At 58.5% G+C, this 19,084-nt stretch carries 24 protein-coding genes, 1 tRNA gene and 2 pseudogenes; 21 read left to right on the plus strand and 6 right to left on the minus strand.

Translation table 11 applies throughout. The annotated features are described in order from the left end of the window. Positions 1–98: 98 nt before the first annotated feature. Positions 99–530 (plus strand): annotated as a pseudogene (locus BLS08_RS13745) (CHAD domain-containing protein); the annotation flags it as partial. Positions 531–1,332: 802 nt separating this feature from the next. Here the strand turns inward: BLS08_RS13745 and BLS08_RS13755 are convergent. From BLS08_RS13755 to BLS08_RS13765, 3 genes are all read right to left on the minus strand, one after another. Next, positions 1,333–2,082: a hypothetical protein gene (locus BLS08_RS13755; RefSeq protein WP_186351477.1), complete on the minus strand. Its 750-nt coding sequence runs from the start codon at positions 2,080–2,082 to the stop codon at positions 1,333–1,335. Between the two features lie 51 nt (positions 2,083–2,133). Next, positions 2,134–3,012 (minus strand): hypothetical protein, encoded by an 879-nt coding sequence (locus tag BLS08_RS13760; protein ID WP_139204237.1) that lies wholly within the window; start codon positions 3,010–3,012, stop codon positions 2,134–2,136. Positions 3,013–3,084: 72 nt separating this feature from the next. After that, a complete protein-coding gene (locus BLS08_RS13765; RefSeq protein ID WP_090336826.1) occupies positions 3,085–3,354 on the minus strand; it encodes a DNA-binding protein in 270 nt (89 codons plus the stop codon). A 130-nt stretch (positions 3,355–3,484) separates the two neighbouring features. Between BLS08_RS13765 and BLS08_RS13770 the strand changes: the two genes are divergently transcribed. The 13 genes and pseudogenes from BLS08_RS13770 (at position 3,485) to BLS08_RS13825 (ending at position 11,435) form a co-directional block, all read left to right on the plus strand. Continuing rightward, positions 3,485–3,700, plus strand: coding sequence for a hypothetical protein (locus BLS08_RS13770; RefSeq protein WP_013715705.1), 216 nt, complete (start codon positions 3,485–3,487; stop codon positions 3,698–3,700). Beyond that, the gene (locus BLS08_RS26360) at positions 3,697–3,846 is read left to right on the plus strand and encodes a hypothetical protein (RefSeq protein WP_167375886.1); all 150 of its coding nucleotides are present in this window, start codon (positions 3,697–3,699) and stop codon (positions 3,844–3,846) included. Before BLS08_RS13770 ends, BLS08_RS26360 begins: the two co-directional genes overlap by 4 nt. Continuing rightward, positions 3,843–3,965 (plus strand): annotated as a pseudogene (locus tag BLS08_RS26725) (Arc family DNA-binding protein); the annotation flags it as partial. The gene BLS08_RS26360 and the pseudogene BLS08_RS26725, both read left to right, overlap by 4 nt. A 121-nt stretch (positions 3,966–4,086) precedes the next feature. Beyond that, complete coding sequence (gene pflM, locus BLS08_RS26550) at positions 4,087–4,386, plus strand: lysogeny maintenance protein PflM (protein ID WP_239690623.1); 300 nt, start codon at positions 4,087–4,089, stop codon at positions 4,384–4,386. A 583-nt stretch (positions 4,387–4,969) separates the two neighbouring features. Then, positions 4,970–5,353: a hypothetical protein gene (locus tag BLS08_RS13785; RefSeq protein ID WP_090336832.1), complete on the plus strand. Its 384-nt coding sequence runs from the start codon at positions 4,970–4,972 to the stop codon at positions 5,351–5,353. 15 nt (positions 5,354–5,368) lie between these two features. Next, the gene (locus BLS08_RS13790; protein WP_090336834.1) at positions 5,369–5,548 is read left to right on the plus strand and encodes a hypothetical protein; all 180 of its coding nucleotides are present in this window, start codon (positions 5,369–5,371) and stop codon (positions 5,546–5,548) included. Between the two features lie 9 nt (positions 5,549–5,557). Beyond that, complete coding sequence (locus tag BLS08_RS13795; RefSeq protein ID WP_012018527.1) at positions 5,558–5,761, plus strand: hypothetical protein; 204 nt, start codon at positions 5,558–5,560, stop codon at positions 5,759–5,761. A gap of 11 nt (positions 5,762–5,772) precedes the next feature. Beyond that, on the plus strand, positions 5,773–5,979 hold the full coding sequence (locus tag BLS08_RS13800) for a major capsid protein (protein ID WP_021489699.1): 207 nt from the start codon (positions 5,773–5,775) through the stop codon (positions 5,977–5,979). A 549-nt stretch (positions 5,980–6,528) separates the two neighbouring features. Continuing rightward, positions 6,529–7,488 (plus strand): virulence factor TspB C-terminal domain-related protein, encoded by a 960-nt coding sequence (locus BLS08_RS26450; protein WP_090336835.1) that lies wholly within the window; start codon positions 6,529–6,531, stop codon positions 7,486–7,488. Position 7,489: 1 nt separating this feature from the next. Beyond that, positions 7,490–7,807, plus strand: coding sequence for a DUF2523 domain-containing protein (locus BLS08_RS13810; RefSeq protein WP_017676836.1), 318 nt, complete (start codon positions 7,490–7,492; stop codon positions 7,805–7,807). Then, positions 7,807–8,997 (plus strand): zonular occludens toxin domain-containing protein, encoded by a 1,191-nt coding sequence (locus BLS08_RS13815; RefSeq protein WP_090336837.1) that lies wholly within the window; start codon positions 7,807–7,809, stop codon positions 8,995–8,997. The genes BLS08_RS13810 and BLS08_RS13815 overlap by 1 nt, the downstream gene beginning before the upstream one ends. Before the next feature lie 153 nt (positions 8,998–9,150). Next, positions 9,151–10,428: a hypothetical protein gene (locus BLS08_RS13820; RefSeq protein WP_090336839.1), complete on the plus strand. Its 1,278-nt coding sequence runs from the start codon at positions 9,151–9,153 to the stop codon at positions 10,426–10,428. Beyond that, positions 10,428–11,435 carry a phage integrase gene (locus BLS08_RS13825; RefSeq protein WP_090336841.1) on the plus strand — a complete coding sequence of 336 codons (1,008 nt, stop codon included), beginning with the start codon at positions 10,428–10,430 and terminating at the stop codon, positions 11,433–11,435. Before BLS08_RS13820 ends, BLS08_RS13825 begins: the two co-directional genes overlap by 1 nt. 55 nt (positions 11,436–11,490) lie before the next feature. Here BLS08_RS13825 and BLS08_RS13830 read toward each other — a convergent pair. Both BLS08_RS13830 and BLS08_RS13835 read right to left on the minus strand, forming a co-directional pair. Then, positions 11,491–11,580, minus strand: a tRNA-Ser gene (locus BLS08_RS13830). A 93-nt stretch (positions 11,581–11,673) separates the two neighbouring features. Further along, entirely contained in the window at positions 11,674–11,892 is a 219-nt protein-coding gene (locus BLS08_RS13835) for a hypothetical protein (protein WP_017676832.1), read from the minus strand. 187 nt (positions 11,893–12,079) lie between these two features. Between BLS08_RS13835 and BLS08_RS13840 the strand changes: the two genes are divergently transcribed. Next, entirely contained in the window at positions 12,080–12,769 is a 690-nt protein-coding gene (locus BLS08_RS13840) for a crotonase/enoyl-CoA hydratase family protein (protein ID WP_017676831.1), read from the plus strand. Positions 12,770–12,893: 124 nt separating this feature from the next. On the opposite strand, the gene BLS08_RS13845 is transcribed toward BLS08_RS13840, so the two are convergent. Continuing rightward, positions 12,894–13,286, minus strand: a complete 393-nt coding sequence (locus BLS08_RS13845; protein ID WP_003460092.1) for a hypothetical protein — start codon at positions 13,284–13,286, stop codon at positions 12,894–12,896. 154 nt (positions 13,287–13,440) lie between these two features. Here BLS08_RS13845 and BLS08_RS13850 point away from each other — a divergent pair, with 154 nt between their 5' ends. The 6 genes from BLS08_RS13850 to BLS08_RS13875 all read left to right on the plus strand — a co-directional run bounded on the left by BLS08_RS13850 (position 13,441) and on the right by BLS08_RS13875 (position 18,542). Then, a complete protein-coding gene (locus tag BLS08_RS13850) occupies positions 13,441–13,755 on the plus strand; it encodes a hypothetical protein (RefSeq protein WP_017676830.1) in 315 nt (104 codons plus the stop codon). A 387-nt stretch (positions 13,756–14,142) separates the two neighbouring features. After that, positions 14,143–15,426, plus strand: a complete 1,284-nt coding sequence (locus BLS08_RS13855; RefSeq protein ID WP_017676829.1) for a CmpA/NrtA family ABC transporter substrate-binding protein — start codon at positions 14,143–14,145, stop codon at positions 15,424–15,426. Positions 15,427–15,438: 12 nt separating this feature from the next. Further along, positions 15,439–16,290 (plus strand): nitrate ABC transporter permease, encoded by an 852-nt coding sequence (ntrB, locus tag BLS08_RS13860; RefSeq protein ID WP_017676828.1) that lies wholly within the window; start codon positions 15,439–15,441, stop codon positions 16,288–16,290. 182 nt (positions 16,291–16,472) lie between these two features. Next, positions 16,473–17,264: an ABC transporter ATP-binding protein gene (locus BLS08_RS13865; RefSeq protein ID WP_017676827.1), complete on the plus strand. Its 792-nt coding sequence runs from the start codon at positions 16,473–16,475 to the stop codon at positions 17,262–17,264. Positions 17,265–17,360: 96 nt separating this feature from the next. After that, positions 17,361–18,050: a polysaccharide lyase family 7 protein gene (locus tag BLS08_RS13870; protein WP_017676826.1), complete on the plus strand. Its 690-nt coding sequence runs from the start codon at positions 17,361–17,363 to the stop codon at positions 18,048–18,050. Positions 18,051–18,098: 48 nt separating this feature from the next. Continuing rightward, a complete protein-coding gene (locus BLS08_RS13875) occupies positions 18,099–18,542 on the plus strand; it encodes a thioesterase family protein (RefSeq protein WP_017676825.1) in 444 nt (147 codons plus the stop codon). Positions 18,543–19,084 lie beyond the last annotated feature (542 nt).

The raw sequence follows: 19,084 nt of genomic DNA on the forward strand, positions 1-19,084 counted from the left end.
CTGCTCAAAAATTGAGCAGAAGCAGTTGAACACCTGGGTCAGTTTTCAGTCGGCAGAACAGCCTCTACTGGGTCAGTTTTCGGTCAGCAGCAACACGCCTTGATCTATGGCCTGGCGAATTTCGTGCAGCTCAGCGAGAAGGCGACTTCGATAGCCTCGCAATAACCATCGTCAACCAGATAACCAAGCAGTCTCGACAGCTAATGTCTGCGCTTGGCAACACCAACCATGATCCGCACGAACTAAGGTTGCTCGCCAAACGTCTTCGCTATTGCGCTGAAGCCTTCCCACGACTGTCACCGCTGCCGTCTGCCACCTTTCAAGCACTCAAGCAGATGCAGTCAGTGCTTGGCGATTGGCATGACCGCTATCAGTGGTGCCTGCGCGCTAATCAAGAAGAAGACCTGCAAGGCCTGGTCCCTGTCTGGGAACAAGAGTCCGTCCAATTGCTGGCTGAGTCCGAACTTATTGCAGCTCGGCTGTCCTCACTGCTTCGTCCAGAAAAGAAAGGCTCTGCAACCTCGACATAGCCGATCCCTTAGTCGCCCTGGAGCGAGCTTACAAGCAAATCAGTTGCCATACTGCTTCCGGCTCTGCCCACTATGACCATGAACTAGACCTGCCTGGTCTTCGTTCCTGACCACTCCAGCGCTATCCCTTCCTTGTGTTCTTCGTCGATCAAGACACCCACAGCGATGTTTTGCGCGCACTGCATGATATGAAAGACATTCCTAATTGGCTTAATGCATAGAACCCAGCACTCTAGGATAGCGAATGACTTAAAGCATGGAATAAACTTTTACTAGCGGCGCACATATACCCAATAGAAATGGCAGCACGTGTTCACTCATGTGCTTTTTGTTAATGCAGTATTTGGATAAAATAATCAAACTCCAACCCATCATCAATAAGACAGGCATATCATAAGATGGCACCTCACCTTTTTTTAAAATTAACCTGATACTCGCTCCAAGTAACACACCACCTAAAAACACTTTTCCGCTTTAAAACATAACTCCCATCCCAATTAAAGCTTCTATCAAGTGAGTATTTTTTCTCACAATAAGCAATGGCTCTGTAACTAACTAGATCGTTCAAGTCCCTCCAAACATTGGCGTCTTTCTCGCTAGACCAGTACTGATAGTACCTTAGAAAAAAGTAAAGCCACACTACCCAGACAATAATGGATAGCGCTGCCGGATTTCCAACCTCAATAGATGTCCCCATCCACCCAACTTGCCTTATCTTAATCTCTGCAAAGTCATAAACAATAAGTACAGAACTTATTGATACAAGGTTGCGCCTCTGCCTTAAAAGCCCTGAATCCATTTTTCATCCCATCGGGTTAAAACTACTCGCCGCAGAGCAATAGCGCGTCTTCATGCGATCACTGCTCGTCTCGCGGTCACTGTCATAGCGGGCACGCCAGGTTCTACACTCTTCATGAAAGTGCTGCTTGGCGGCCTTGCGGCATTCTCTGTAATCGATTGATCCGCGCCGGTGATTGGCGCAAACGCTGGTGCCGTCGATGTAGTTGTTCACCGATAGCCACTCAGCCAGGTAGTTGCTGCCGCCGTTCCAGCTCTTGATCCATCTGGAAGTACGCTCGCGGCTTACCTGCTTGGCTTGGCGCTGCTGCGTCTGCTGGGGTGCCTGGGCTATGCGATGGGGTGCGGGCGGTGTGTAGGTGCTGGCCGGCTGCTTGGGCGTGTAGTTCTTGTCACTGAACACGTTCTGCGAACTGGCAATCGCCCTCGCCTTTTCTTCCTCTGTCCACTGGATCGATGCATGTGGCTGAGGCTGGCTTACCGGCTCGTATGCAACCCGTTGCGCGGGTGGATCGATGGGAATAGATGGCAGCCTTATAGGCTCTTCCGGCTCACTGTAGGGCTGTGGTGCCGGTTGCTGGCTGAACAGGGGTTTGCCGTCTACGTGGATCGCCTGCTTGAGCTGGTCAACATTGATCACGATTGGCTTAGCAAACAACGCGATCACGCTCCAGGTAATCGCGGAACCCACGCCCAGGATGGCCACCATTCGCCATGGGCCGGGCTTTTTCTTGCTCCGGAGATAGGTTGGCATATCTTCCCTGTCAGGTCTCACCTACGACTCCCTTTGTTAACAACTTCGAATTTAGCTCTTTATTTTAGGCTGCTCATGAAGCTTGAGAATGCGCTCTCTCTTTGTGATTATACGATCCTTATCTTTTACATACTTTTCATAAGACGAATCTTTTAGAAAGTCTTTTGCAATCACATCCAAATAAACAAGCTCGGGATTTATACCCCAGAGAGTTCTTTTAGCCTTTGCAATTCGAGGGTATAACTCCGGATATTCAACGCTAATAAAATGAATCGCAGCAGACATCAATACAGGACCAACAGCCGACTGAATCAGAGAATAATGTATCTGATTATTATTAAGCCCCTCCGCAATTTCCAGAAGATTAATAATCTTCCCGACCAACATATATTTGAACTCTCCAAAATCCACAGCACCCCCTGTCATAAATTTAAAGTAATTACCTTTAGATTTAAACCCTTTGTCTACTATTCCTTTCTGCTCCCCTGCTGAAACATAGCAATAAACCGCACTAAATAATGATTTCTCATGTTCAACCTTCTTACAAGCAAGAACAATCGCATTCTTCTCAAACTCCTCCATCACTTTAAAAAAAGTAACCTCTAAGGACTGCAAATGAATTGCTCTCAACTGCGACTCAAGCAACTCATTTCCCTCTTTAACTACAGCCCTAGCCTCTTTCAACTCTACTCTTTGCAGGTTTAGTGTAGAAACCAAAACCACAACAGATATAAAGCCAAGCAATGGATTTAGCGTGCCTCCTACAAAGTCACCAAACTGACCCCACGTATCTTGATCAGGGCTCCATCCTCCATGAAACTTAGAGAAGTAGGCATATAGAACACCACCCACAGCAATAGCAGCGAATGCCACTGCAACTTCCAAATATCGTTTAGAAAGAAAATCTTTGATACTGCTTAGAAAAGACAACGCAACCTCCTTGTCACTTGGTTAAATTAAAACTACGGGCATACCAACGCCTAGCTACTTCCGTCGTAATCGCTATCCCGCGTTTTGATTGGGCAAGTTTGAATTGGCCTCTTCGTATCCAGGCGAAACCTGGCCCTTTGCAGGGTCTACCTCCCCCCTCCACAGCCACAACTCGTATTGAGGAAATACCTTCAGCAGCTCCTCTAGATCCTCGATCCGGGTCTTCACCTTCCGATTGGTCGCCACGGTCTGCCACCTCTGGCGCTCCTTGATCGTAGTGGCCTCAGCCAGCTTCGTGGCCCCTATGTGCCTCACTAGGGTTCTAAGCCTTTCCTCGATCATTCCAAAAAGCTCTTATAAATGATGAATAATTTATTGATAAATAATTCATCAAAGGCCATCATGCCCCTGCATCGATAAATTATTTATTACACGTTTTGTGTAGAACCACACGAATAGTGACGGAACGAGCATGGAACTGGAAGAGCTGGAACCTTCGAAGCTGATAGGCCCGCAACAGGACGTGGAAACCGTCGAGTCCTGGGCCGACCGGAACGGCCTGACCTACGGCACCGCGCGTGCCTGGGCAATGAAAGGCGTTCTCCCCACCGTAAAGCTAGGCAAGCGCCGCATGGTCAACAGCGCCCTGCTCCGCACCTGGCTGCTGGAACAGGAGTGGACGGCATGAATCCTCCCTTCTATACGCAAGCCGCCTTCGCCGCCTTGGCTGGTGTTCCGGTCGAACAGGTCGCGTACTGGATCAGAACCGGCACCGTCGAGAGCGTGAAGCTCGGCAAAACCCGCGTGGTGTTGTTTACGGGGGTGAATCAATGAGCCGCACTGACCAGCAATTCAAGCTGCGCATGCCGCCAGCCCTCCGCGCCCAGGTAGAGCAAGCCGCCAAAAAGGCGAACCGCTCCCTGAACGCCGAAATCGTCACCCGCCTGCAAGCCAGCTTCGCCAAAGCAAAGCCCGAGGTGTCGGCCAATGACCAACACGAGTCAGTACCTGCTGTCACATCCCAGGGAGTGCGGCTGTCCGGGCTGCTTTGCCCGCAATCCCCAGGGCAAGTACATGGCGTTCGTGCGACACCCGCACCCCGAGAACTGCGACTGCTCTGTGTGCTACGTCAATCGAAACTGGGCGACGCTCCCAACATCGTCGAACTCGGCTACCTGCCGATCCACACCATGCACCGACTGCCGCCCCGCGCAATGGTCCGTGGTAAATGGTCGGACCCACGTTACGCCGGCTTATACCTGCGAGAAACACAAGCCGTCGAGCCGGCCGCCGAAGTACTGGAGCGTTGTGCTCGACACCGGCAAACCCACGCCCTTCGTGCCCCTGCGCGAACCGTTCGAACTGGTGGGGTGATCGCATGATTCAAGTCCTCCTGCTTCTCGACCTGCTAGCCATCGTTGGAATTGTGTCCTTCGGCCTTGCTCGTAACTCAATCCAACGCCCCGGCGAACCCACCGTCTGCACCTCGGCCCATCCGGTCAAGGGCCGCGCCCCCGGCTTGTCCGAACACGCTTCACCGTTCGGTCAAACGGAGGCACGGGCAGAGCGAACCCTTGAACACCCACCACCCTGAATAGCCTCCGCTCGTGAGTGTGGGGCAGCTCCACCGCCCCGCGCTCCCGAGCCCTCGGCGGCAAGAGTGGGATGACAAGGGCAAAGCCCTTGGTGTTAACCAGATTAATGATCAAAAGTTAATTATCGCCAAAGTTAAAAGTTCCATTGCGTCACTATTCGGCTCAATAAGTTTTAACCGATGATATTTATGCAAGAGTGACTTTTTAACTTTTCAGTAGCGTATAACTAGGCACATAGAAACCCGTTGCAAGCCGCGTAATCCCTGGCACTGGCGAACTTAGCAAGTTCCTCTGCCTGGGCTAATTCGGCCTGCTGAAAGGCAAAACCGCGCAATAACGCGCAACTAAGCGAGGAAAAACAGATGGCACGTTCGACTATGGAAGTTGCATTTCTCGGCACTCAGAAACTGGCGTTCAACCAAAACGGCACCGACGTAAAAATCGTCAAGGTGTTTTACGGCGATGAGCCAGACGGCATCACCGAAAACGGCCTGTCCATTGTGAGCATGGATGTGCCTGCCGACGTTGCAGATGAGGTGTTCGCCTCTGGCGCCCAATTTGCCCCGCTCGAAACGGTCCGCATCACCTTCGAAGTGGCGCGTGCTGGTAAGCAGAAAGGTAACAACCTGGCTGTGCATATCGAGGCGGTGAACCCGAAAGGCCAGGCCGCCAAGCCTGCTGCCCCGCAAGGCACCCAACAACAGCCCAAGCCGACCGGTGCTCAACCGGACGCGGCCAAGGCCTAACGGGAGGGCGCCGCCGTGCTGATCGTTGATCGCGTGCTGTGTGACTGCTGCGGGCAGTCCATGGGCCAGCTCTACAACCAGTCCGCCCCCCAGCCCGACCTGCTGCCCGATCTGAACACGGCGCCCGACCTCGTCATCTGCCCCGACTGCATCGCCATGGCTGAGGTCATCCGCGACCCCAGCTTGGCCGAGTAAGGGGGCGCCATGAATTTCATTGTGTGCGACGGCGTATGGGAGAGCGCAGGCCAGACCCCGGTTTGTGTCGGCACCCTCTCCACCGTCGCGCTCAGTGAGATAAGCCCGACCGGGCTAACCGCTGAAGACCATGCACAGATCCGCGAACACGCCCTGGTGCTGTTCGCCATCGTCTTCGGTGCTCTCGTGCTGAAAAAGGCACTCAACCTGTAGGAGACACACCCATGCAAAACCTGAAAGTCCTGCGCCGCTCGCTCGGTGCTTCCGCCGCTGTTGGCCTGCTGGCCGTACAGCAAGCTCATGCCGCCCTCCCGGCCGGTGTGACCACTGCCCTCACTGATGCGCAGGTCGATGGCGTCGAGGTCGCGGGCATCGTCCTCGGCGTGATCATCGCGATCGCCGCCTTCAAGTTCATCCGCCGCGCGCTGTAAGGCCGGCTGCAACCAACCAGCCCGGTAACTCGTTATCGGGCTTTTTCACATAAGGGCTTTTCATGGACGCCAACATGCTGACCACGATCATCATCGTTATGGCGTTCTGGGCTCTGTTCTTTGGGCGGGTTTGATATGCGCCGGACACGCTTTTATGTCGCGCTGGCTCTGCTGATTGTTTCGGCTGGGTCTTACTCGGGGCTAACTCAGGCTGAGGATTATTGGTGGATGTGTGGTCTCTCTCGCTGCAATGATATTCGCAACTCCACTCCTCAGGATGCTGCACACCTAAATCTCTCTTCCCAGAATTGGGATATGAATCTTGTTACCCTGTCTGCCTGCTCCCCTGGTAGTAGCGAAAATCTATTTTCTTGTCCTTATGAGCGCCGTAGCGCTACAACTGGCAACGTTGTTGCTCGTGGCGCTGTTACTGTCCAGCGCTCTGGCAATGGTTGTACTCAGCCCGCTGTCTATAACCCTCACACCGGCATCTGTGAGCCCCCGCCATCTCAATGCGAATCCAAAAAGGACCAAAGCACCACCTGGTCCATGCTTCGCCCCGACCTCAACGGCCTTGGCCCTATCGAACATGGTTGCGAGGCCGGTTGCCGTATCGCCCTGGGTACCTCTGAATGTGCCCCTGTTTCCGAAGGCGCTACCACTGGCGTTTGCTGGGGCGTAGGCACGTTCACCGGCGCTGAATGCCAGCCCGGCGACAACCCCACCGGTGGCACCCCGCCGACCGATCCCACCGACCCAACGGACCCGACCGACCCGCCGCCAGATTGCGGCCCTGGCCACTCATGGTCCGGCACCACCTGCGTGCCTGATGAACCTGAGGAATGCGACCCCAGCACCGGCGAAGTCTGCCCGCCCGATGATGGTGACGGCGAAGACGGCGATGGAGAAGACGGGGACGGCGATGGGGATGGAGAAGGTGACGGTGATGGCGAGGGAGACGGCGAAGGGGATGGCGAATGCGATCCCGCGACCGATCCGAATCAATGCAAGGGTGATGGCGATGGTGTGTGCGACCCGAAAACCGATCCCAACCAGTGCAAGGGCAACGATGACGGCGATTGCGACCCCAAAACCGACCCGAACAAATGCGTAAAGCCCAGCGTCGAGGGCGAAGATTGCGACACCGAGCTGAAGTGCGAAGGCGACGTCATCCAGTGCGCCATTCTGCGCGCCAACAAAAACCAGATATGCCAGTGGACGTACAACGAACAGGTTAAGCGCGACATCGAGAGCGAGCTGGCCGGCGAGGACTACCAGCTGGAAGAGAAGTCTATCGCCGTCAGCAGCCTGTTCACCGAAGCCGTGAACAAAGGCCGCTGGCTGCCTCAGTCGTGCCCATCACCACAAAGCTTTTCCGTCATGGGCCGCAGCTACTCGTTTAGCTGGGAGCCCGCCTGCCGTTTCGCCCAAGCCATCGGCCCGCTGATTGTGGCCCTGGCTTCGATCTTCTTTGCAGTCTCCATCGGACGCGGAATCAAGGGGTCTTGATATGCCACTACTACCACTACTCGCCACCTTCCTCGGCTCCATCGTTTCCGGGCTGGTCTTCCGGGCGCTGGCTTCCCTGGGCTTTGCCTACGTTGCCTATGTCGGTATCGGCCAACTGATCGACACCGTCGACAGCTACGTCAAAGGCCTGTTCGGGTCCATCCCGCCACCCGTCGCGGCCATCCTCGGCATGGCCAAGGTCGATGTGGCCATCAACATCATCATCGCCGCTGTCATCGCTCGCCTGATGCTGGCCGGGATGGACCGTATCACCGGCACCATCACCGGCCTCGCCCTGCTCAACAAGGCAGGTGGCTGATGTTCGTCCTGCGCACAGGTCTGCAGGGCAACGGCAAGACCTTGAACACCATCAAGGAAGTAGACGCCAAAGCCGCGAAAGAAGGCCGCCCGGTCTACTACCACAACATCCGCGGCTTCGATCCCAATGCCGAAGTCCTCGAGGCCGTTTGGCAAGAATTCGATGAGCCGCAGAAATGGCACGAGCTGCCGCAGAACGCCATGATCGTCATCGACGAAGCGCAGACCTTCTTCCGTGTGCGCCCTGCCGGCTCTGCCGTCCCCGCCTACGCCAGCGCCCTGGAAACCATGCGCCATCGCGGCCATGAACTGCACTGCATTACCCAGAACCCCGGCCTGATCGACACCCACTTCCGCAAGCTCTGCAACTCGCACATTCACTACGTGCGAGGCCACAAAGGCAAGGTCATCAAGCGCTGGGAGTTCGAGCGCGTGAACATGGACGTCGAGAAGAAGAACGACTTCAGCGACGGCCAGGCGACCCGCGTCCTACTCGATAAGAAGTACTTCGGCGTGTACCAGTCCGTGGCCGAAGGCTCTGAGCATCACATGAAGTTCAAGCCGCCTCGGGCGCTGTTCGTGTTTATCGCCTGCATCATCGGTATCGGCTACTTCGGCTACGGCATCTATGAACGGCGTATCGCCCCGCCCAAGCCCCAGGCCGAAGCCGTCGAACAGGCGCGCGCTACGTCACCGACCGGCGAACCCGTGGCGCAGCAGCCAGCCCCAAACAATGCCGCGCCGCTGTCGCCTGAAGAGTACGTCGCCCTGCGAGTGCCCCGCCTACCCGATGTGCCCAGCTCGGCGCCGATCTACGACGAAATCACCCGGCCCGTCACCTATCCGCGTCTGTCCTGCATGTACTCCACCGATCAACAGATGGTGGCCAGGAATCACAAGCGCCTCGTCCTGGGCTATCGCGACGGCAAGGTCTACGGCTGTCGCTGCAACACCCAGCAAGGCACTAGAGCGGTGGTGTCCTTTGAAGCCTGCATGGCCTACGTCGAAGAAGGTGCATTCGATCCTGCGAAGCCTGATCGCCTGCCCGATCCCAACGGCCAGATTGCTCAGACACAACCAGAACAACAGCCTCCCCAAAACCAGCCCTCGCGCCCTGCTCCTTCTGCCAGCGCTAACGCACCGGTAGGCGCTGCATGGCCGTCGCTGAGCGGCTATCAGGGTGCCCTGTGAGCGAACACCAACGGAACGCCATGCGCGGCGGCGTGGTTGCGTGCGAGGCACGAGCGCGCGTGTGCGCCGCCGCGCGGGCGCTGACGTCCCTGTAGCACGTCAGATAAACCAAGGTTAAACGTGTCGATTCGGCACTATTTGGAGCATTAGAAAATGGCAGTTAAAGACCAACTCCGCGTTGATCGTGAGTTCAAGAAAACCCCGACCGGTAGGCTGTTTTTCGACAGCATGACCGCTCGGATAACTGACCTTTCCAACGTCCGAATCCTGGCCTGCAGCGTCGATACCGTCCGCCAGTTGTATCGCGGCCTGATCCGCCCGGAAATCATGAGCCTGTTCGAGAAGCCAGGGACCATCGTCGACTTCGCTGGCCAACGTTGGCACTCGGGTCGCGTCAGCAAGGATTCTGGCTACCAGTACAAGCTGCAGAATGCTGACCTGGGCATCATCCTGCTGGTGAAGAACTTCAACGCCAAAATCGAGAATATCGGCCCCCACCTGAAAATCGAGGTGTCTCCGCATGCCATCGACCAGTTCTGCCCCGAGCGCCTGCAGGAACGCCTGGACTACTACGCCGACCACGTGCTGACCAACGTCGAACGCAACCAATGCGCGGTCCACCTCGCGCTAGACCTGCAGGGCTGGCAACCGCCCGCCGATCTGGTCGCCCGCATGCACTGCCGCGCACGCGCAGCCCGTGATATCTCCGGCATCAAGGAAATCCAGTGGACGCTGGAGTCTGCCACTTACGGCAAAGGTCAGTCCTACCTGTTCGGCTCTGCTGGTGGCGTCCAGCTCGGTATCTACAACAAGACCGAACAGGCCCGCTCCATCGATAAGCTCGACTATTGGGAAAACGTCTGGAAGCGTCGCGACAGCTTCGACGAAGCCGATCCGGACAACTACAACCCCGAGCAAGACGTATGGCGCGTAGAGCTGCGTTACCACCACTCGGTGATCCAGCAATTCGCCTCCGGCTCGTTCGACCTGCACAGCGGCGAGACCATCGAAACCAACAGCTATGCCGCCTTTGCCCCTCACCTAGACGGCCTGTGGCGCTATGGCCTGCGCCAATTCAAGTTGCTGGCTCGCCCTGGCTACTTTGAGCCCATCTGGACGCTGATCCGTGACGATGTTCGCGTGGATCTGCCGGTGGATTCCCTGGTCGATGAAACCGAGTACAAGCGCCAATACAAGACCTCGCGCGGCTTCTCCGGTAAGAACGTCGAGCTATTCCTGGGAAACTTCGTCAGCCTGCTGGCACGGGAGCGAGTGGGCGCTAGAAAGGCTTTCTATCGGCTCAAGGATTGGGAGTGCTGGCCGGTGATCCGCGACCACTATGCCGCCAAAGGCATGGATGAAGACGGGCTGTATAAGCACATCAAAGGCATCCTTGAAGAACGGCATGTGCGTTGGGGGCGTGCTGTCTGATGGCAATAGAGCAACTGCCTGACGGACGCTGGAAAGTCGACGTTGAACCCATCAAGGGCCGGCGCTTTCGCAAGACCTTCAAGACCAAGGGTGAAGCCCAGCGCTTTGAAGCGACCTGCAGGGCCAATTGCATCGACTCGCCAGCCTGGACGCCCAAGCCGAAAGATCGTCGCCGCCTATCTGAACTCTGCACCCGGTATCACGAACTCCATGGCCATGCTTTAGCTGATGGTGCCGCGATCCTCCGCACCCTGCAGAACCTGGCTAAAGACCTGGGCGACCCCATCGCGGTCAAGCTCACCGGCAATGCCTTCTGCGAAACACGCAGCGAACTGCTCAAGGCTGGCATTCAAGGCAAGACGCTAAACAACCGGCTCGGCTACCTGAAAGCCCTGTTCAACGAGCTGCACCGTCTCGGCGATATCGACTATCCCAACCCGCTGGCCAAGGTCCGCCCGCTACGCCTGCAGGAACGCCCTATTTCCTACCTCTCGACCTGCCAGATAGCCGAACTGCTCGAGGCCCTGGATGACCGCACGACCAGCCCTGGAATTGGCCTGATCGCTCGCGTCTGTCTGAGTACGGGTGCCAGGTGGGGAGAAGCCCAGGCGCTGACACCTGAGCGAGTGAGAAACGGCATGGTGACCTTTGCCAACACCAAGTCGAAGCGAACCCGGTCGATTCCTATCGATAGAGAGCTGGAAAAGGCACTGCAGATCTACTTCAAGCGCCACGGCCTGTTTACCAACTGCATGCTGACCTTTAGCCGTGTACTGGAGAAGACTTCGATCAAGCTCCCGGCCGGCCAGGCAACGCACGTGCTACGCCACACCTTCGCCAGTCACTTCGTTATGCGGGGCGGGAACATCCTGACGCTGCAGAAAATCCTGGGGCATACGTCGCTGGCAATGACCATGCGCTATGCGCACCTGTCGCCGGACCATCTGCAGGATGCTTTGACCCTGAATCCGCTTTTCGACACTTCTTCGACACCTGCCGAAAGCTGAAAAGCAAAAAGCCCCGAAAACTTCTCAGTTCTCAGGGCTTTAGGTATTACGAAAGTGGCGGTGAAGAAGAGATTCGAACTCTTGATACGGTTTCCCGTATACACACTTTCCAGGCGTGCTCCTTCAACCACTCGGACACTTCACCGGATCTCGACGTTTTGGCGTTTACCCCGTCGAGGCGCGCTAATGTAGTCGAATGTTTTCTCGATGGCAAATTTTTTTTAAAGGATTCATGCGCTTAAGAGCGCAGCGGGTTTTCCTCGTGCTTCTCACAGGGCTGCTCGTCGAAGCGAATGTGGCCGAACAGCAGAAAACCCAGGGACATGAACAGGCCCAAGCCGAATAGCAGCAGCACGCCGGATGGGCTGCGCAGGTAGAAGGTTTCGCTGAGCACGACCGATGCCAGCAACAGGCCGATCACGGCAAGCATATAAAGGATGGAGTAGAGGGTGTTCATGGGGCAGCTCCTTCGGTTCGCTGCTCACCATAAAGGCCTGGCTTTGCGTTCGACCAATTGCCATCCGGCATAGCCGCGATAGGCAAAAACACTGACCAGCCAGTCAGCCGCGGCGCTTTACCAGAGCGCTGCGGCTGAGTACCTTCTGCCCACATTCGCCCCCAAGGCTCTAACAAGGAAAACCGCCATGAGCGACCTGATCAGCTATCAACTCGAAGATGGCATCGCCACCCTCACCCTGAGCAATGGCAAGGTCAATGCCATCTCGCCTGACGTGATCGCTGCGTTCAATGCCGCCCTCGACCGCGCCGAGCAGGATCGCGCCATCGTCGTCATCACTGGCCAGCCGGGAATTCTTTCCGGCGGCTATGACCTGAAGGTGATGACCTCGGGCCCGCAGAATGCAATCAACCTGGTGGCTGCTGGCTCCACGCTGGCGCGACGCATGCTCGCCCACCCCTACCCGATCATCGTCGCCTGCCCGGGTCATGCCGTGGCCAAGGGTGCGTTCATCCTGCTGTCGGCCGATTACCGTATCGGCGTGGAAGGTCCGTTCAATATCGGCCTGAATGAAGTGCAGATCGGCATGACCATGCACCACGTCGGTATCGAGCTGGCTCGTGATCGTCTGCGCAAGTCTGCATTCCACCGTTCGGTGATCAATGGCGAGATGTTCGACCCGGCTGGCGCTGTAGATGCCGGCTTCCTGGACAAGGTGGTACCGGCCGAGCAATTGCTGGCCACCACTCAGGCGGTGGCGCAGCAGATGAAGAAGATCAACATGACCGCACACAAGAACACCAAGCTGAAGGTGCGCAAGGCGCTGCTGGAAACCCTCGATGCCGCCATCGAGATGGACAAGCAACACCTGCTTTAAACGCAACTCTCGGTAACCCATAAATGAAAAGCGCCGCTTCCGTTGAGGTCGCGGCGCTTTTTCTTTGCGCGTCTCGCCAATTACCCCGCCGGCGAATGTCGGTGCGCGCGGCGCACCCAACGGGTCAGCCGGAATAATCCAGGGCCGTCCAGGCTCGGCTCAGGCCTTGCGCGAGCACGCAGCCGGGCTTGCTCAGTTGCTCGTTGAAGGCGGCCGGCAACAGCGTGGTTTCACCCTCTGCAGCACCATGGCGCTCGGTCAGCCACTGCAGCTTGCCGCAGTTGGGCGTTTCGATCACGTAACTGGCGGCAATGTTGGAGTGATGGCTGGGCAGTCGAATCACGTCGAGCACTATGCCCGTCTCCTCGACACGCTGGCCATCGGAGACCAGCACGGCCCAGGCCTGCTCGCCCTCGATCACCAGGTAGGCACCGTTGGCCTGTGGTCGATCAATCTGCGGTTGCGCGCAGCCGCTCAGCAGGGCCAATAGCACAATCGTCATCAGCATCTGTTGCATTGCCAATACCCCCTCGCAAGGCGCCCACCTTCAGGTGGTGGACGGGTTGTTGTCGCCTAAGTGAGGCCAATATCACTCAATACTGTTTATTTGTACAGTATTTTTCGATTAGGCTATATCGCAGGTAAATGATCGATTGCACAGGAGCGCCATCATGCTGGACGTACTGCAGCTAAAACACCGAGTGAACCGCATGCCGCTGGAGCGGGTACGCGAGATGGTCGAGGAACTGCAGCTCGAGGGCATCGTCACCGAGAGCCGCACCCCTTTCAATCGTCAGCACTTCAATACCTGCTTCGCCGAGATCGAGGCGCTGCTGCAGCGCGCCGGCTACCATCGGCAACTGGATGTGGTCGGCTACCAGGGTCTGGCCTATGCGCTGTTCGATCCGACTCGCTGGGAAGCCGTCGAAGTGCTGCGCTGGCTGCGCGACTTCGTCGAGGAGGCGCGCGTTCAACCGGCTTCCTGAGCCTACGATACGAACCAAAAAGGCTCAGCGACGCCCGCTCATGCACGGCATTGGCTCAGAAGCATGCGGGGTGAGCCAAGCCTGCGCTCGCTCCACACACTTCAACCCCCCCTCAAAACACAGCTGCAACTTATTGATCCTAAACAGCTAGCCTCTGGAAAGCCGGCACCCAGCCCCTACCGGTCAGGTACCACATGCCGCTGCTCGGCCGCTGTGCACGAAAGCTGGCAAGCCCCTTGCTAAGTCCTTGTCAATCATCCTGCGTAGCACGCCAACGGCGGCGGGCCGAGGATCACGGACAACGGCGTCCGTCAGGTCACCTTCCTCTCATTGAGGTGGCCTGGCGTACGCCGTTTTTTGTTTATGCGCCTGACAAGGATTAGACCCATGACCGATCGTGATTCGAACAAGTCCCTGGCCACCAGCCGCCGTAACTTCCTCAAGCAATCAATCGCCCTGGCCGGCGCCGTGAGCGGCATCGCCGCACTTGGCCTGTCGGCGCCGGCTTCGCTGCGCAGTGCAGCCTGGGCGGCCGGCTCCGACGCGCCGGAAAAAGCCGCGCTAACCGTCGGCTTCATTCCCCTGACCGATTGCGCTTCGGTGGTGGTCGCCGCCACCCAGGGTTTCGGCGAGAAATACGGCCTGACCATCAATCCGAGCAAGGAAGCCTCCTGGGCCGGCGTGCGCGACAAGCTCAATACTGGCGAACTGGATGCTGCCCATGTGCTCTACGGCATGATGTACGGCGCTCAGCTCGGCCTGGCGGGGCCGCAACGGGACATGGCAGTGCTGATGGGGCTGAACCAGAATGGCCAGGCCATCACCCTGTCCAAGCAACTGCGTGAGGCCGGTGTGACCAACGGTGCGCAACTGGCCGAACACGTGAAAAAAGGCGGCAATCCGCTGACCTTCGCCCAGACCTTTCCCACCGGCACCCACGCCATGTGGCTGTATTACTGGCTGGCCAGTGTCGGCATCAACCCGATGAGCGATGTGAAGACCATCGTCGTGCCGCCGCCGCAGATGGTGGCGAACATGCGCGTCGGCAACATGGACGGCTTCTGCGTCGGCGAGCCCTGGGGCGCGCGGGCTATCTTCGACAAGATCGGCTTCACCGCCACCACCACCCAGCAGATCTGGCCGGATCACCCGGAGAAGGTGCTTGGCACCACCCGCGCCTTTATCGAGCAGTATCCCAATGCCGCCCGCGCGCTAATCATGGCGATTCTCGATGCCAGCCGCTTCATCGAGGCCAGCGAGGAGAACCGCAAGAGCACCGCCAAGCTGATTTCCGGCAAGGCCTACGTCAACGCGCCGGTGCAGGTGATCGAGCCGCGCTTTCTCGCCCAGTACGAGGACGGCCTCGGCAACAGTTGGAAGGACGAACATGCCATGGCCTTCTGCAAGGACGGCAGCGTCAACTTCCCCTATCACTCCGACGGCATGTGGTTCCTCACCCAATTCAAGCGCTGGGGCCTGCTCAAGGATGCACCGGATTACGCGGCCGTGGCCGCACAGGTCAACCAGACCGCGCTCTACGCCGAGGCTGCCGGGGCCCTCAAGCTGGCGGTGCCGAGCAGCCCGCTGCGCAGCAGCACATTGATCGACGGCGTGGTCTGGGACGGCAGCAATCCAGCCGCCTACGCCGACTCCTTCGCCATCAAAGCCTGACCGGAGGTGAGCATGAATGCGCCCCTGAAAACACCACTGCCGCCAATCGCCAAGCCGCGCCTCTCTGCGCAGGCCTTGCTGCCCAGCGCCGCCGCACTGGGCAGCCTGCTCAAGACCGGCATCGCCCCGCTGCTGGGCATCATCGCCTTCATCGGCTTCTGGTCGTTGCTGGCGCAATACAGCGAGGGCCTGCCCGGCCCCTTGAGCACCTGGCAAGCCGCGCTGGTGCTGTTCGCTGATCCTTTCTACGACAACGGCCCCAATGACATGGGCATCGGCTGGAACATCCTCAACTCGCTCGGCCGCGTCGGGGTCGGCTTCGGCCTGGCGGCGCTGGTGGGCATTCCCCTGGGGTTCGCCATCGGCCGCTTCGCCTTTCTCGCGGGGATGCTGGCACCGATCATCAGCTTGCTGCGGCCGGTCTCGCCGCTAGCCTGGCTGCCGATCGGCCTGCTGGTGTTCGAGGCGGCCGGCCCGGCGTCGATCTGGGTCATTTTCATCAGCTCGATCTGGCCGATCATCCTCAACACCGCAGCCGGCGTGGCCAGCGTGCCGCAGGACTACCTGAACGTGGCCCGCGTGCTCAAGCTGTCGGAGTTCAAGGTGCTGACGCGCATTCTGTTTCCTGCCGTGCTGCCGCACCTGATGACCGGCATCCGCCTGGCCATCGGCGTGGCCTGGCTGGTGATCGTCGCCGCGGAGATGCTCACCGGCGGCATTGGTCTGGGCTTCTGGGTGTGGGACGAATGGAACAACCTCAACGTCGAGCACATTCTCATCGCCATCATCATCGTCGGCCTGGTCGGCCTGGCACTGGAGCAGATGCTGCTGTTGATCGCCAAACGCTTTGACTACGCGAGCTGAAGAGGCGCGTTCGGCCAACTCGTAGCCCAGATGCAATCCGGGAACGCGATCTCCGTTTCCCCGGATTGCACCCGGGCTACGCAAGCTTACAAATCAGTTCAATAGTAGACGCCAAGTCTTTGTTTTAAATAAAAGTGTCACTGATTAAATTCGGGGCACAGCGCCAGAACGGGAGAACTCCGATGGACAAATTCGTGGAGCTGACCGCTGTCAGCAAGCACTTCGACACCAAGAAAGGCCGCTTCCAGGCACTGGCCGACGTCAACCTGAGCATCGCCCGCGGCGAGTTCGTCGCACTGATCGGCCACTCCGGCTGCGGCAAATCCACCGTGCTCAACCTGATCGCCGGCCTGCTCGACGCCAACGAAGGCGGGCTGATCTGCAATGGCCGCGAGATCGACGGCCCCGGCCCCGAACGCGCCGTGGTGTTCCAGAACCACAGCCTACTGCCCTGGATGACCTGCTTCGGCAACGTCCACCTGGCCGTGGAAAAGGTCTTCGGCGCGCGCGAAAGCAAGGCCCAGCTCAAGGCCCGCACCGAGCAGGCGCTGAACATGGTCGGCCTCAGCCATGCCATGCACAAGCATCCCAATGAGATCTCTGGCGGCATGAAGCAGCGCGTCGGCATCGCCCGTGCCCTGGCCATGGAGCCCAAGGTGCTGCTGATGGACGAGCCGTTCGGCGCCCTCGATGCCCTGACCCGTGCACATCTGCAGGACGAGCTGCTGCGCATCGTCGGGCAGACCCAGAGCACCGTGGTGATGGTCACCCATGACGTCGACGAGGCCGTGCTCCTGTCCGATCGCATCGTGATGATGACCAACGGCCCGGCCGCCACCGTCGGCGAAATCCTCGCCGTCGACCTGCCGCGCCCGCGCGACCGCCTGGCGCTGGCCAATGACTCGCAGTACCACGCCTACCGTACCGCCGTGCTGGAGTTTCTCTACCAGCGCCAGCAGCGCCCGGCCGCCTGAGGGTCAAAACCGCTCTGGCTCAAGGGCTGGGGCGGCGGAACCTCTGGCCCTTTGCAGGGACGAACAAGGGCCCTCAACCGACAAGCAGAGAACCCCGTGCTCGACCTCACCACCTGGAATCTGTCGATTCCCACCGAACCAGCGCCGACCACCATCACCACCGAACGGCTGAATAACGGCTATACAAGCCGTTACTTTCGGCGCAATGCCGACGGCAGCGTGACCTTCTGGGTGCCGGTCACCGGCTCGACCACCGCCGATGCCCGCTATCCACGCAGCGAGCTACGCGAAACCCAGCACGACGGCAGACTCGACAACTGGCTCCACGCCAGTTCGGACAGCTATCTCAGCGCCGTGCTGCAGGTTGACCAGGTGCCCAGCCGCAACAAGGTGGTGATCGGCCAGATCCACAGTACCGACGTGCCGGGCAGCCAAAACGACCCGCTGCTCAAGCTGCAATATCACTATCGACGTGGCGTTGGCCGGGTGGAGCTGCTGCTGCGCGCTCGCCCAGGCGACAGCGACGTGCAAAACATCCTGCTGGCCGAGAACATTCAGCTTGGCGAGCGCTTCGGCTACGACCTGCGCGTCACGCCCAGCGGACGCATCGGCATCAGCGTGGCCAGCACCGATGGCGACAATGGCTCGCTCTACCGCCAGTTGAGCAGCAGCTGGAGCAAGCAGTACCTGTACTTCAAGGCGGGCGCCTATATCCAGGACAATTCCGGAGCGGATAGCGAAGGTGGTCGCGTCACGTTCTATCACCTCAACAGCCTGCACCGCTGAGGAACGCGGCGGTTTACAATCGCCGCCCTCCTAGACGAAGGCTCGACCATGGCACGCCTGACCCTCGATTTTCCCGAAGACCAGTACTGCTACAGCACTCACCTGACCGTGCGCGTTACCGACATCAACGGCGCCAACCATCTGGGCAATGACTCGATGATCTCGATGATTTCCGAGGCACGTGCCCGTTTCCTCTTCGAGTTCGGCATCCGCGAAACCGACGGCAAAGGCACTGGAATCATCGTCACCGACCTGGCCACCACCTACAGGGCCGAGGCCCATGCCCGTGACCAGCTGCTGTTCGAGGTCGGGGTGATGGATTTCAACCGATATGGCGGTGACATCACCTTCCGCATCACCCGTCCGGCTGACGGCACGCTGGTGGCCATGGCCAAGTCCGGCTTCGTGTTCTTCGATTATCTGCAGTCGAAGGTGGTGCCAATGCCGGAATCCTTCAGCGCCAAGTTCCCCAAGGTCAATCGGCTCGACTGACTCAGCGATTCCACTGCTTCAGGGCCCAGGGCGAACAGGCGTCTGCAAACTTGCACAGTTATTGCTGCTAATAACGTGACACATCGTCATTCGTCTGCTACGCCTAGGTCAGAACAGAAAAAAGGGGGGATCGAGGATGACCGACACCTACCGCCGTGCCCGTCAGGCGGGGCTGCTCAGCAATCTGCTGGCGCTCGCCCTGCTGACCGCGCCGCTACCCACTCACGCAACCAGCGTTACCCAACTTTCCAGCGTCCAGTCTCAAGCCACTCTCAGTACGCAGCGATCGCCCCATTCGGGGGCATAGACGGCGCAAACGCCTCGTTTTACGGCAGTACTGCGCGTATTGAAGGTGCGTAGCGCCTGACCCCAGGGCCTCTGTTCGGTTGGCTCGGCTCTTGCTTATTCCCTCGCACCAGGTAGCCAACGGCGGCCACCTCCCTCACGACAAAGACGTCGCCTCACCTCGCCTTCATGGCCTGTGGTGAAGCGGCGTTTTTTTTCGTGTTCGCCCCAGTGACCGGGGCCGGCGCAGGCATCGC

The organism is Ectopseudomonas chengduensis, assembly GCF_900102635.1.
Lineage (GTDB): Bacteria > Pseudomonadota > Gammaproteobacteria > Pseudomonadales > Pseudomonadaceae > Aquipseudomonas > Aquipseudomonas chengduensis.